The organism is Pseudomonas sp. ICMP 8385 (assembly GCF_002699915.1).
Lineage (GTDB): Bacteria > Pseudomonadota > Gammaproteobacteria > Pseudomonadales > Pseudomonadaceae > Aquipseudomonas > Aquipseudomonas gessardii.
In genome coordinates this window covers 15,633-30,338 of the sequence record NZ_LKBY01000131.1, presented here as the reverse complement: position 1 = coordinate 30,338, position 14,706 = coordinate 15,633, and the positions used below count along the sequence as shown (strand labels likewise).

The following is a 14,706-nucleotide window of genomic DNA, read 5'->3' as shown; positions in this document are numbered from 1 at the left end:
CCCCAGGGTGGTCAAGCCTAGGCCGGTCAAATACCCCAAAAAGAAAGCGGGAGGGCTTAACTGACTGGCATTAGGGCAAGCCCGCTCCCACATTGATCGGTGCAGGTCTTTAAATTTCGCTCACGTTGACCCACCGCTCTTCCCGCACCGCCAGCCGAAGCGCCGCCGCCAACCGCTCCACCTCCCACGCCGCCTCAAAATCAGTCCCCGCCGCACCTTGCCCGGCCAGGGCCATGATCAACTCCTGCACCTCCAGGGTTTTCAACTCGTTGTACCCCAGCTGATGCCCCGCCGCCGGGCTGAAGGCGGCATAGCCGGGCAGGGCGGGGCCCGCCAGTAAACGCTGGAAACCCGGGGCACCGGTGCGAAACAGGCGCAACTCATTCAAGCGCTCCTGATCGAAGGCCAGGGTGCCGCGTGTGCCGCTGATCTCGAAACTCAGGTGATTCTTGTAGCCGTGCTTGAGCCAACTGCTGCTGAGGGTGCCGCGTGCGCCATTGGCAAAACGCAGCAGGGCCTGCACCTGATCGTCCACCGCAATCGAACGCCACTCGGCGCTGCCAGGGCTGGCCGGGCGTTGGCCGTGCACGGTCTGGCTGTCGGCGCACACCTTGCTCACATCGCCCACCAAGTAACGCGCCATGGCCAGCAGATGACTGCCCAGGTCCGCCAGGGCGCCGCCGGCATGCTCTACCTCACAACGCCAGGACCAGGGCGACGCCGGGTCGGCCATAAAGTCTTCACTGAACTCGCCCTGGAAACTGATGATCTGCCCCAGCTCGCCGGCCTCGATCATCTGCCGCGCCAGGATGATCATCGGGTTGTGCTGGTAGTTGTAGCCGACCCGCGTCACCACCCCGGCCTCGCGAGCGGCGCGGCGCATGGCGTCGGCTTGTTGCAGGCTGGTCGCCAGGGGTTTTTCGCAATACACCGCCTTGCCTGCCGCCAGGGCGGCCATGGCCATGGGGTAGTGCAGGTGGTTGGGGGTGGTGATGGCCACCAGGTCCACGTGTGGGTCATCAATCAACTGTTGCCAGTCGCCATGGGCCTTGGCAAAGCCCCACGCGCTGGCGCAGCGTTGCGCGCGCTCGGTGTCGGCATCGGCCAGGGCCGCCAGCGTCAGCTTGCAGGGCAGGTCAAACACCGCACGGGCGTTATTGAACGCCAGTGCGTGGGCACGGCCCATGAAGCCTGTACCGATCAGGCCGATTCCAAGTGCGCGCATGGCGGTGGTCCTTTTTGAATTATTTTTTCAGGAGGGCAATTAATAGAATAAAAATTCCTAATTATCAATCCATGGAATAAAAATACCGCCAAGCAGGTGTGGGCAACTCATCATTCCAGCGAATGCAGCTATATTCAGCGCGAAGGCAAAAGGCCTCTAGTTAACAAAAGATAACGTAGCGCCGATTGTCAGACGATTCCAAAGCCCGATAGGATGGCCCCTGCTTCCTCAAGGGGCTCTAGATTGCAGGTTTGCGCACTGCGAACACCCTGCAAGGTGTTACGACCTAACAATAATAAATGGGAGAAAGGTCTATGAGTGAGCCTGTCATGGGTGTGGGTTTTTGCCGCCCGCTCGCATCGCGCAAGGTCGCGGTGCTGGCTACAGCGCTCTCGCTGCTGGGGGTTGTCGCGTTGTCGACGGCTGCCCAGGCTGCAACCGACGCCGCAGAACCTGCGGCATTTGCCATTGAATCGCCCAGGGCCGAAAAAGGCTTGATGATCGACGTCGTGCAGGCCGGCAAGCGCCTGGTGGCGGTCGGTGATCGTGGGCATATCCTCTATTCCGATGATCAGGGCGCGAGTTGGGTGCAGGCCAAGGTGCCGACCCGGCAGTTGCTTACGGCGGTATTTTTTATCGACGGCCAGCATGGTTGGGCGGTGGGGCATGACGCCAAGATCCTCGCCAGCAGCGATGCCGGGGCTACCTGGACCGAGCAGTTCAAGGACCTCAGCCGTGAAGCGCCGCTGCTGGACGTGCTGTTCAATGACCCCAACCACGGCTTTGCGGTGGGCGCCTACGGTGCGCTGATCGAGACCACTGACGCGGGCAAGACCTGGGAGGATGTCAGCGACCGCCTGGACAACGAAGACCAATACCATCTCAACGCCATTGCCCAGGTCAAGGACGCCGGCCTGTTTATCGTTGGCGAGCAGGGCAGCATGTTCCGCTCCAGCGACCAGGGGCAGACCTGGGAAAAACTCGAAGGCCCCTACGAGGGCTCGCTGTTTGGCGTGATCGGCACCGCGCAGCCCAAGACCCTGCTGGCCTACGGTTTGCGCGGCAACCTGTTCCGTTCCACCGATTTTGGCGACACCTGGCAACCGGTGGAACTCAAGGCCGCCCGGGGCGCCCTGGAGTTTGGCCTGTCAGGCGCGACCCTGCTCGACGACGGCAGCCTGGTGGTGGTCGGCAACGGCGGCAGCGTGGTGGTCAGCCACGACGATGGCCAGACCTTCAGCGTATTCAACCGCCCGGACCGCATTTCACTTTCGGCGGTGACGGCGGCGGGCAATGGCGACTTGATTCTGGTGGGGCAGGGTGGCGTGCGCGTCGCCGAGCCAACCGGCGCCGAACGCAAAAAACAATAAGAAGGCGGGGATAGAATGAGCAGTCATCACAACGATAAAGCGACCTTTCTTGAGCGCCTGATTTTCAATAACCGCCCGGCAGTGATCGTCATCTGCCTGCTGGTGAGCATTTTTCTGTTCTGGCAGGCCACCTTGATCCGGCCCTCCACCAGCTTTGAAAAAATGATCCCCCTGCAGCACCCCTTCATCGAAAAAATGATGGAGCACCGCAACGACCTGGCGAACCTGGGCAACACCGTGCGTATCTCGGTGGAGGCCAAGGATGGCGATATCTTCAGCAAGGAATACATGGAGACCCTGCGCCAGATCAACGACGAGGTGTTCTACATCTCCGGTGTTGACCGCTCTGGCCTCAAGTCCCTGTGGAGCCCCAGCGTACGCTGGACCGAAGTGACCGAAGAAGGCTTTGCCGGCGGCGAAGTGATCCCGCAGAGCTACAACGGCTCGCCGGAAAGCCTCGACCAGTTGCGCAACAACGTGCTCAAGTCCGGCCAGGTCGGGCGCCTGGTGGCCAACGACTTCAAGTCGAGCATCGTTGATATCCCGCTGCTGGAGTCCTACCCGGACCCGCAGGACCAGGGCAAATTGCTGGCCCTGGACTACCAGAAGTTCTCCCACGAACTGGAAGACAAGATCCGCAGCAAATTCCAGGAGCAGAACCCCAACGTCCAGATCCATATCGTCGGTTTCGCCAAGAAAGTCGGCGACCTGATCGACGGCCTGATCATGGTGGTGCTGTTCTTCGGTATCGCCTTCGTGATCACCCTGGTGCTGCTGTTGTGGTTCACCAACTGCCTGCGCAGCACCGTCGCGGTCTTGATCACCACCCTGGTGGCGGTGGTCTGGCAACTGGGCTTGATGCACTTTTTCGGGTTTGGCCTGGATCCGTATTCGATGCTGGTGCCGTTCCTGATCTTCGCCATCGGCATCTCCCATGGGGTGCAGAAGATCAACGGTATCGCCCTGCAATCCAGTGAGGCCGACAACGCCCTGACGGCCGCACGCCGCACGTTCCGGCAACTGTTCCTGCCGGGGATGATCGCGATTCTCGCCGACGCCGTGGGCTTTATCACCCTGCTGATCATCGACATCGGCGTGATCCGGGAACTGGCCATCGGCGCCTCCATCGGCGTGGCGGTGATCGTGTTCACCAACCTGATCCTGCTGCCGGTCGCGATCTCCTATGTGGGCATCAGCAAACGCGCGATTGCCAAGAGCAAGAAGGACGCCAACCGCGACCATCCGTTCTGGCGCCTGTTGTCGAACTTCGCCAGCGCCAAAGTCGCACCCATCTCCATTGCCCTGGCTCTGGTCGCCTTCGGTGGCGGCCTGTGGTACAGCCAGAACCTGAAGATCGGCGACCTCGACCAGGGTGCCCCGGAACTGCGCCCGGACTCGCGCTACAACAAAGACAACAATTTCATCATCAGCAACTATTCCACCAGCTCCGATGTGTTGGTGGTGATGGTCAAGACCCGCGCCGAAGGCTGCTCGCGCTACGAAGCCATGGCGCCCATCGACCAGTTGATGTGGAAGATGCAGAACACCGAGGGCGTGCAGTCGGCGATCTCCCTGGTGACCGTGTCCAAGCAGATGATCAAGGGCATGAACGAGGGCAACCTGAAATGGGAAACCCTGTCGCGTAACCCGGATGTGCTGAACAACTCCATCGCCCGCGCCGATGGCCTGTACAACAACAACTGCTCCCTGGCGCCGGTGCTGGTGTTCCTCAACGACCACAAGGCCGAGACCCTCGACCGCGCGGTACGGGCGGTGCAGGACTTCGCCAAGGAAAACAACAAGGACGGCCTGGAATTCATCCTCGCCGCCGGTAACGCCGGGATCGAAGCGGCCACCAACGAGGTGATCAAGGAAGCCGAGCTGACCATCCTGATCCTGGTCTACCTATGCGTGGCGACCATGTGCATGATCACCTTCCGTTCCTGGGCGGCGACCCTGTGCATCGTGCTGCCGCTGGTGCTGACCTCGGTGCTGGGCAACGCGCTGATGGCGTTCATGGGTATCGGCGTCAAGGTCGCGACCTTGCCGGTGGTGGCACTGGGGGTGGGGATTGGCGTGGACTACGGTATCTACATCTACAGCCGCCTGGAAAGCTTCCTGCGTGCGGGTTTGCCGTTGCAGGAAGCCTATTACCAAACGCTCAAGTCCACCGGTAAGGCCGTGCTGTTTACCGGCCTGTGCCTGGCGATCGGCGTCTGCACCTGGATCTTCTCGGCCATCAAGTTCCAGGCCGACATGGGCCTGATGCTGACCTTCATGCTCCTGTGGAACATGTTCGGTGCACTGTGGCTGCTGCCGGCCCTGGCGCGGTTCCTGATCAAGCCGGAGAAGCTGGCGGGGCAGAAGGGCAACTCGCTGTTTGCCCACTGAGCCTTAATCCGCGAGCGCGTGTGCCCTGTCAGGTGGCCAATGGCAGGAACCACCGCTCGGCCAACGCCTTGCCAATCAACCCACGGTGTACATCCACCACGGCCTGGGGGCTTTGTGCCCTGGCCAGTTGCGAGTAGTAGCTGACCCGGCGTTGCTCGCGTGTCTTGAGGTGGGCGGCGGTGTACTGTTCCTTGGGCGTATCGGCTGCCGGGTAGTGGAAATGGGCGTACCACAACGGGTAACCGTGCGGGTCGTTGACGGCATACTCCTGCACGAAGTCCCGGCGCTCGCCGCTTAACTGGATACGCTCGCCCAGCAACGCCATATTGGCGTGTTTCTGCTCGATCAGGTATTCCAGGTTACCGTGGGTTGGCGGCAGTTCCAGGCACAGTTGAATGCGTAGCGCCAGGCCGCGTTCACTCAGGCGGGCCGCGGCCTGGCGCATGTCATTTTCCAGGGTTTGGTCAGCCGGCGTGCGGGCTTCGACGGGCTGGGCCTGGATCGCCTGGTGCAGCTCGGTGGCCAGCTTGTCATAGCGCGTCGACTCATACTGCAGCACCTCCTGGACCTCTTCCGGGTGCCGGGAAATCCTCTTATATTGCTCGCCACGTTTGAGGTGCTCTTCAAGCATGGCCAGCAGCTTGCGGGCCTCACCCTTGACCAGGTTCAGCGCGCGCGGTGCCGCCGGAGAGCGTGGGGGCGAAGCTTCTTTGTAGGCGACCCATTGCTCACCCCGCTGTGAATACAGGCCCAGCAACTCGTTATTGACCTGGGAGCGCACCTCGACGGTTTCCACGTTGCCCACCGGTTTGACTTCACCGATAAACGTGCCTTTTTTCGGGGTGCGAATGACTTTTTTCAGCGGTTTGCCGGCCGCTGCCGGGTTGCGTCGGCTCGCGCGCCTGGGCGGCTGGGCGACGGGTTTGATTTCGCTGGCCAGTTGCTGGGCTGCATCCTGGTATAGCCCCTCCACCAGCTTGATCAACTTGGCGAGATACTCGCCTTCCAACTCATCGGCATTGACGATACCGAGCCCCTGCAACGAGTCCAGGCCTCGGCCATAGTGCTCCACCAGGCTTTCCAGCACGCTGATGCGCTCCTCGGTCTTGAACTCCAGGTCGTTCAGGTCACTGTGGGTACGCAAGTGCTCTTGCAGCGGTTCAAGGATATCGATCAACACGGCAACCAAGGGGTGAGCCGGGTGTTTATGGGTCATCAGCTCATAGTTGCGCATCAGCAGATCCTTGATGGCCAAGGCGCTGATTTCCTGCGGGCGCTCCCAGGTCAGGCGGCGGTAATACTCGCTGCCGGCGTTGCCCATGGCGAACAACTGGTCAAGGTAGCGATCACGCAGCTCGATCCAGTGAATTGAGCGCTCATTGATGGCAATCATGGCGTAGATGAACTGCTGGTAAGCCGCAAAGTCGCTGAGAACGGCTTCCGCCAGGGCCGCCCCCTTGGCCGTGAAGCGACGGTTGTTACGGTACAGCGCTGCCCGGTCTTTTTCGGCGATCACCACATGTTTGCGTGTGTTGTTGACCATATTTTCCAAGAGACTCGCCACCGAGTGGGGCGGCAGGGCAATCCCTAGCTCGCTGCGCTCTTTGAGGCTGTCCAGCTGTTGCTGATATTCCTGTGTCTGCTCCAGCAGGGCGCTGTCGAATCGTTGGCGGCTGTCGGCCAGTTGCGCCTCGCTGAACCGTGAGTCCTCGGCACTCTTGGTCATCACCGCGAAGAAAACTTCGATCCGGTTCTGACGGGCCACTTGTCCTTGGACGAACTGTTCAAAACTGAGTTTGAGCTCGCGGATGCGTTGCGCCTGACGTTGGCGCTCGGCAGCAATCCGCTTGAGCGGCATGCCGCCCCGCAGGCGCAGGCGCATATCTACCGACCACACGCCGCTGGCATCGCTGTGCAGGTAAGGCCCCAGGTCGGTGGCATCGGTCGGGGCGACGACCCGGATGTCACCTTCCGGTTCCAGGACCAGTTGCAACCACTCGCCGTGGGCCAAGGCATGCCAGGTGCCATCGACCAGGTAAAGCCCGCGGCGCGGCCCATTGAGTACCTGCTGGGGCAGGGGCGTTGGACGGTTTGCCTTGAAACGGCCCAAGCGCGTGCGTTGGGTGGGGGTCAGCCGTTGACGTGTGCGGGAGAAGCTGAAGTCCAACGCGGTTTTGTCCGGGGCCGGCAGCACGCCCGGCAGGGTGACGGCACCTTCACGGATGCCGGGGGGTGGTGGTACGGGCCAGCGCTCGGCGACCCTCGGTGCCATGGGCGCGGGCAGTGCCTGCTCCCTGAGCCCGGCGGCCAGGGCCGGTGGCGATGCCGTCACCAGCGGGGCGGCCTCCAACAGCAGCAGGCTGAGATTGAGCAGCAGATCAACCGCTGCCAGCTCGCGCTGCTGCTGATCCTCGGCGGCCAGCGCCGGAATGTCCTGGCCCAGGCTGGCCATCAGGCCCAGCAGCCAGCCCGTGAGCATCGCCGGCCCGCGCAACAGTGGCAGCAACAGGTTGCCGAACAACAGGCTGCTGCCCTCCAGCAGCACGCGCCAACGGCTCTCGCTGTTGGAGACCGACTCGCGGTTCGCCTGCTCCACCAGGGCCCGGGCATGGTCACTGAACAAGTATGGCATCAGGCGCCCGGTCACCAGGCATTGCTGCAACTCGTCGTTGATGCCGTCGCTGGCCAGGCTCGCCGGTGCCGGCGTGTCCAGGGGCGCAAATTCGTCGCCCTGGCCGAAGCGCAGGTAGTGCGGCTCGCGGAACCCCCCATGGGCATAAATCGGCCGGGCACGGTCATCCAGCCAGGCCAGCACACTGTCTTGCAAGTCGCCGGGCTGGGCGATGGCTTCGAGCAGTGCGGCGCGGCTGGCAAATTCGCACAGCGCCTCGGCATACAGCGGCCGATACAGCAGGTGGGGACCTGCGCCGGCATCCTGGGCCTCGATCAGGTACATGGCGCTGACACAGTCCGGCTGGGCGCCAGGCACCCGCAGCAGGGCCAAGTGACGGATCACCACCTGACGCTCATCGACCCGTTGGTCACTGGCATCGTGGGCCATCAGGGCCGCGACCATGCGTGCCCCCTGGCGGCTCAGGCCCGATTGCTGTTTCAGGCACAGCTCCAGGGCCAGCAATGGTAATTGCACCGCCTGCTGATCGGCAAACAGCGCCTCACGCTGGCGCGCCTCGGCGTTGTCTGCCAACAGGCACGTCTCCAGCAAGCGCGGGTAGTGCTGGCCAATGTCCACCCGCTCAATCAGGCCACCGGCGCCCATCAGGTAGTCGGCAGTCAACCAGGCCGGCAGCGGCAGGCCATGGCGATTGGCGAGCACCACACTGCCGCTGGGGCGGCTGGACAGGTTGTCGATCGCCAGGTCCGTCAGGCTCATGCGTTCGTGGCGGATGATGCCGGCGGTGCCGGGGTAGCCAGCCGTGACGGCGAAGGTCAGTTGCAGGTCGTCCGGGTGCAGCGCGGCAACGGAGGGGGGCATTGGCGCCAGGGTGTCGAAGGCCACGGCATCGTGTTGCAGGGCTTGCAGCAGGCGCTTGACGGTAAAGCTGCGCAGGTCGTCGATCTCCGCCAGGGCGCTGTGCCCGGCGTGGCGCCGTTGGAGGCTGGCCAGGGCCAGCAGGTAACGCCGGTAGGCGGCCCGGTCGTCGGTAGTGGCCTGCTGCAGCCAGGCCGGCAGATGCGGGCGCAAGAGGTCCAGGGCCTGGGGCGCCGCGAGGGGCGTCTCGAGAAAGAACCGCCCCGGGTCGGTGATGTCGCCATACAGCGCGAGCCAGGCGCTGAAGGGTTGCCCGGTGGGCAGGCGCAGGTTGCCGAGGTCTTCCAACTGGCGGTTGAGGAGCATCGCCGCCTGATGCTCGAAGATATCGCCGTCGGGTTCGTAGCGCTGGACCAGAATGTCATCGACCTGATACTGCTCAGCCAGGCGCTGGCCAAAGGCCTGGATCAGCGCATCGATGGAGGCGAATACCTCAAGGCCACCCCGAGGGCTGCACAGCAGCACGGGGGCCTTGCCGTTCACGGCACGGATCAGCACCAGTTCCGGGCCCAGCAGGCTGGCGCTGCGCTGGCCGCTCTTGAGGGTGACCTCCAGGCCATAGACGAATACCGCACCCTGGCCATGGCGGGCGATCCGCGCCTCCCGCTCGGGGGTGGCGACCAGTTGTTCGACGGTCTGCCGGGCCTGTTCATCCAGGCCCGCCTGGCGCAGGGCACCGACGCGCAAGGTATCTGCCAGCATCTCGGCCAGCCAGTGCCAGTTACCGGTGTCCCAATAGGCGGCCAGCGCATTTTGCAGGGCGATGGGCAGGGTCTGGGGCAGTTCGTCGATCAGCGTCGCGATGACCTGCATGTCGAGTTTTTCCCGGGTCAGGCCGGGCAATTTCAACCGCTTGGGCGGCTCATCGGAGAGGTACCAGGGCGAGCCGTCGATGTCGTTCAAATCCAGCGCTACGCCACGGGCCAGGGCGTCGTACACCACAGGCATAAGGGGTTGCAGCAGCCAGCTGCGGCGTTGCGGCCGGGCCAGGCGGGTGCGGCTCAGGTCCAGTATCAGGGACGGGTAGCGGTCGCTGATGGCCTGGGCCAGTTGCTGGCGGATCACGGTTTCCAGGGCCGGGCGATCCGCGAAGCGTGCGCTGACGGCCTGGGCGATAGAAGAGGCATTAGGGGCTTGCATAAACATCCTTTTATGGGCGGGTGATGCCATTTATGTCCAGGTGCTAGGCGGGCAACAGACTCAGGAACAGGCGTTGATCCAGCGGCGCGGTGATCGGGTGGTACAGGTCGCGCACGATGCTGCGGCTGTCGGCCCCGGCCTCGGCGATCAAGTCCCTGAGGGTGACAAACCGCTGTTCGGGGCGCTTGAGGTGCGCGGCGGTGTAGGCGCCTGGCAGGCTGTCGGCCTGGGGGTAGTGAAAGTGGGCATACCACAGCACCGTGAGGCGGTTCTTCTCGCGCACGGCGAACTCCGACACGTAGTCCTTGGCCGCCGTGCGTTGCGGGCCGTGGACCAGGCCGATATCGATCGCGGCGTGGGCGCGCAGGAATTCGATATTCTCCTGGCGCGGGCGTTGGGCCTTGTAGCCCTCGATGCAGTGTTGTGTGCCTTGTGCGCGCAGCTCGCCGGCCCGCAGGCGCAGGCGTTCTATGGTCTGGAGCATATCGGGCTTGTCTGCATGGTGCTGGGCCAGCCCGGCCGCCACCGTTTCCAGGCGTTCGGCCTGGTGCGCGAGCATGTCGTGCCAGTCCTGGGGGTTGAGTTCGTCGCGGCGCGAAGGGTCGCTGAGTTTCTTTTTCTGGAACTCGATGGAGCGCTCGATCGCCGGCACTTCCTCCAGCAGCCGTTGCGCCTGGCTGCGCAAGGTCGCCAGCGCCGGCACCTGGGCGGGCTCGGCGGGTGGGGTGGGCTTGGCCTCGATAATCTCCACCCAGCCTTCCTGGGGGTGCTCCATGAAACGCCCACTGATCTGCTGGGTGATGGGGTTGCGGGTCACGATGGTGGGGAAGGGCTGGTCGCGTTGGGCCGGCTCCAGATCGCCCACCAGGGCCCCCTTGTCCCGTGACTTGAACACGCGTTTGGTCCTTGACGGTGCCCGTACCGGCTTGAAGGCGCCCGGTGGGGGCGGGAGGAACTCATCTTCACGCAACAGCGCAGCCAGATCAGCCTCGGCGCTGTCACGCACGGTGTACAACCGCTCGATCAACAGCGGCATATACCGTGGGTGGGCCAGGGGCGAGTCGAGCTCCAGCAAGCTCTGATAAATCTGCAGGCGCCGGTTGTAGTGCCGGATCAGGTTGGTCAGCACCTCCTTGCGCTCGGTGGTGGTGAACCCCTCGGTGGTCAGCAGGTCCAGGTGCGAGTCTTCCAGGGACGACAACGAGGATTGCAAGTGGTCATGGCGGGCCAGGAAATAGTGTTCCTGGGGAGTGGTGGCCGCAACCGTCTGGTCAATGCTCAACTCGGTCAGCACATCCAGGGATTCGAGGGTGGCATTGAGGCGGTTGTAGAACCGGCGCTTGGGGTGGCCATTGAGGTAGTTCAGGCGCTGGGCCGGGCCGGTCTTCAAGCGCGCGGCCATCTCTTCCAGGGTGTTCTCGATGGCAATCATTGCCTGGGCGTGATGCTCGGAAACCGCAAAATTGGTCTCCAGCAGGTCTTTGACATAGTGCACCGCCGCCGCATCGTGCGCCGTGCCTTGCAGTTCGATCAGCGATTCGCCTTGCTCGGAAACAAAGGTTGCCAGGTACAGGGAAGCCAGTTGGCTGACGCGTATCTCATCGGTGGCCAGCATCGACTGGTATTGCTCCACGCACTGCCCCTCATAGTCGAAGCGGCTGTCCACGGCCTTCATCTGCCCATAGGCCTCGATCAGTTGGCGACGTTGCTGTAGCAACTGGGCGGCGACCTGGTCAAAGCGCTCCTGAAACGCCTGGAACCCGGCCCTGGCCCGGGAGCGTTGGGCCACGCTGTTGCGGTGTTCGGCCACCCGCGCCGGGTCGTCAGGGGCTCTGCGCAAGTGGTTGCGGGCCTCGCCCAGGGCATTGTGGGCGTGCTCGAACTTCAGTCGGGCGGCATCCAGCACCTGGTCGATGGGTTGCAGGCGTTTGATCAGGGCGCTGACCTCGTCACTGATGCGATTGATCTCATCCGAGGCCTGGGTGCGTTTCTGGTCGATTTGCGCGAGCTTGACCTTGAGCCGGTTTTTCGGCCCGCCACCCCGCAGTTTCAGGCCCAGGTCCAGGATCCATTGGCCTTGGGCATTACGCGTAAGCGCGAATCCTGGGTGTTGCGGTTTTTGTGGATGAATCAACGATACTTCGCCCAGTTCGGGCACTACCTGCACTCGAAACAGCAGGCCGGCCACCGAGGCGTGCCACTGTGGCCCGATGCGGTACAACCCTTTGAAACCCCCGGTCTCCAGGGGCAACGGGGCCGGCACCGGCCAGGGCACATGCAGCTCGCGCAGGGCATCGAGCAGGTGGCGGCGGCTGCTGTCGCGCGCGTTGGAGTGGACAAAATCCACCAGGGTCTGGTCGCCGGCTGGCGGTTCGGCGGGCAGGCCCACCGGGCCCAGCTCGATCGGGATGGCCGGCGGGGTCGCGCCCGGCGGGCGGCGTAGCGCCGCGAGGGTCCGCGGCAAGGCCGGCTCGCTGCCGTGCGCCAGCCATTCAGGAGGGCGGGAGGCCACATGCAACAGGATCAGGCCGAGATTGAGCAGCACATCGACCCAGGCCAACTCCCGGGCGGCGTCACCCTCGCCTTGCAGGGCCGCCATGTCGCGCTGGAGGCTCACCGCCAGTTGCACCATCCAACCCGCCACCATCGCCGGCCCGCGCAGCAGTGGCAACAGCAAGGCGTTGAACAGCAGCCAACCCCCTTCGAGCAACACCGCCCAGCGACTTTCGGTATTGGACACCGCGTCGCGGTCGGCCAGGTCCACCAGTGCCCGGGCATTGCTGCCGTACAGGTACTGGGTCAGGTTGCCGGTGGCCAGGGACTGGGCCAGGGACCCGGGGATTTGCCCGCCGTTGGTGTCCTGCGCCAACTGTGCCGGGGGCGGCGCGGGCCACTGCACGGTGTCGTCGCCCTGGCCGAAACGCAGGATATGCGGGCTGTGGAAACCGCCGTGGCTGTAGATCGGCCGGGCCTTGTCCGACATCCAGGCCAGCACGCTGTCTTGCAAGGCCCCGGGCGCGGCGATGGCCTCGAACAGGGCCGCGCGCTGGCTGAATTGCTGCAACGCGTCCTGGTACAGCGGGCGGTAGAGAATCGTTGGCCCGGTGTCGATATCCCGGGGCTCGATGATAAACATATTGTTGACGATATCCGGCAACGCCCCGGGCTTGCGGGCGAAGGCCAGCGGGCGGATCACGATGTCCTGGGCCTCCACCACCCGCTGCGGCGCGCTGCTGCGCAGCACGGCCTTGACGTAGCGATAACCGAGGAAGGTGAACCCCTGTTGCCCGGCAATGGCCAACTCCAGGGCCTGGCGTGGCAGTTGCACGGCCAGTTCCTCGCCGAACAGCACCTCGCGCCGGCGTACCTCGGGGCTGTCCCCCAGCAGCAGCTCGCGGATTTTTTGCGGATAGTGCTGGCCGATGTCCACCTGGCGGATCAGCCCGGGGGTGCTATGGAACAGGCCTTTTTCCCCGAGTATGTAGTCCTCGGTCAGCCAGTTCGGGACGGCCGCCCCCGATGTGTCTCGCAGGGTCAGGCGGCCCTGTGGCGCCGCAGCCAGGTTGTTGATGGCCAGTGCCGTCAGGCTCATGCGCACCGGGGCCAGGTAGCCACTGTGTATGTCACCCACCGGGACATGGAAGGTCAGTTCCAGGTTGTCCGGCTCCACGCTGGACTCGGGGTGGTCACGGCGCATCTGCTCGCGCAGGGTGCGGGTGGTAAAGGCCGGCAGGTTCTCGACGCCGTCCAGAAAGGACGCACCTGCGGTTTTGCGTTGCAGGCGTGCCTGTTCCAGCAGCTCTTGGCGATAGGCAAAGCGCTGTTCGGCGCTGGCCGCCTGCAGCCAGGGCGGCAACGCCGCCTGGAGGGCGGGCTGGTGCGTCGGGTCTGGCGCGGGGGCGGCGCGCAAGAGGGGCGACGGGTCGCTGGCCTCGGCGAACTGCTGCTCCAGGGCGCGTATGCCCCCGGCGGCCGGCAGCTGGATGGCTTCGAGGTCGTTCAGTTGCTGGTTGAGCAGCAGGGCGGCCTGGGTATCGAAGAGGTTGCCATCGGGTTCGTAGCGCTTGACCACCACTTTGTCGATCTGCAAGCGGCTGGCCAGGCGTTGGCCCCAGGCCTGGGTGAAGGCCTCCAATGAGTCATAAGGCTCAACATTGCCCGAGGCCTGGCACAGCAGGATCCGGGGGCCTTGTACTAACAGCAGGTCGCTGCTCAACAGGCGAGTATCGCTGCCCGGGCCGACGACGCAGGCCTCCAGACAGTAGGCGTACAGCAAGCCTGCGGGCCCGGCCAGGCGCTCGCGCCGGTCAGGTTGGCGGGTCAGGTCAAACAGCATGTCCTGGGTTGGACCGGCCGGCAGCAGGCTTGCGGTGCTTTTCAGGTTGTCGGCCAACAGGTCGCCGAGCCATTGCCAGCGGCTGGTGTGGGTGTCTGCGCTGAGGTTCCAGTAGTTCGTCAGGGCCTGCTGGAAAGCGATCGGCAGGGTAAAGGGCAGGTCCACGATCAACCGTTCGATGACCGCCATGTCTGGTTCGCGCGGGCCATTGGCCTCATAGGTCAGGCGTGAGGGCGGCCGCTGGGAGAGAAAGCAGCGGCGTTCGTCGATGACCTGGGTCAGGTTCAGGGGCGTGCCATTGCCCAGGTGGTCGAGGACCACATCGCCCAGGCGCCTGAGGTCCCAGCCGCGCCGGTGGTTGGGGGTCGCCAGCTTGACGGTGGACAGGTCCAGGACCAGCGCCGGGAATTGTTCCAGCAGGCGTTCCTGCAGGTGCTGTTCGACCACCTGACGCAAGGTCGGGCGATCGGCGAACTGCTGGGCGACCGCCAGGGCCGGGGTGTTGCTGTGGTGGGTGAAAAGCACGGGGCCAGGCGGCGCGGCGGATAAAGTGTCGGGCATAAGCGATTCCGTTCTGCAAGATGGGTTCGTTTGCAGAATGGCAAGGCGCGGCTGGCACGGTGTGGTAGCCCGTTATCGCGACACGACGGCGACCACGGTTTGGCCTATCATCAACGTTTTTCCACTGATGAAT

5 protein-coding genes are annotated in these 14,706 nt (G+C 64.0%); 2 read left to right on the top strand and 3 right to left on the bottom strand.

Features of this window, described 5'->3' with window-relative positions; genetic code table 11:
* Positions 1 to 109: 109 nt before the first annotated feature.
* On the bottom strand, positions 110 to 1,225 hold the full coding sequence (locus AO268_RS26515) for a Gfo/Idh/MocA family protein (protein WP_099170338.1): 1,116 nt from the start codon (positions 1,223 to 1,225) through the stop codon (positions 110 to 112).
* A gap of 329 nt (positions 1,226 to 1,554) precedes the next feature.
* Here AO268_RS26515 and AO268_RS26510 point away from each other — a divergent pair, with 329 nt between their 5' ends.
* Positions 1,555 to 2,595: a WD40/YVTN/BNR-like repeat-containing protein gene (locus AO268_RS26510; RefSeq protein WP_169898162.1), complete on the top strand. Its 1,041-nt coding sequence runs from the start codon at positions 1,555 to 1,557 to the stop codon at positions 2,593 to 2,595.
* A gap of 15 nt (positions 2,596 to 2,610) precedes the next feature.
* Positions 2,611 to 4,986, top strand: a complete 2,376-nt coding sequence (locus AO268_RS26505) for an efflux RND transporter permease subunit (RefSeq protein ID WP_099170336.1) — start codon at positions 2,611 to 2,613, stop codon at positions 4,984 to 4,986.
* Between the two features lie 28 nt (positions 4,987 to 5,014).
* Here the strand turns inward: AO268_RS26505 and AO268_RS26500 are convergent, their stop codons facing one another.
* Positions 5,015 to 9,676 (bottom strand): hypothetical protein, encoded by a 4,662-nt coding sequence (locus AO268_RS26500; RefSeq protein WP_099170335.1) that lies wholly within the window; start codon positions 9,674 to 9,676, stop codon positions 5,015 to 5,017.
* A 43-nt stretch (positions 9,677 to 9,719) separates the two neighbouring features.
* Positions 9,720 to 14,573, bottom strand: a complete 4,854-nt coding sequence (locus AO268_RS26495; RefSeq protein ID WP_099170334.1) for a hypothetical protein — start codon at positions 14,571 to 14,573, stop codon at positions 9,720 to 9,722.
* Between the last annotated feature and the right edge of the window lie 133 nt (positions 14,574 to 14,706).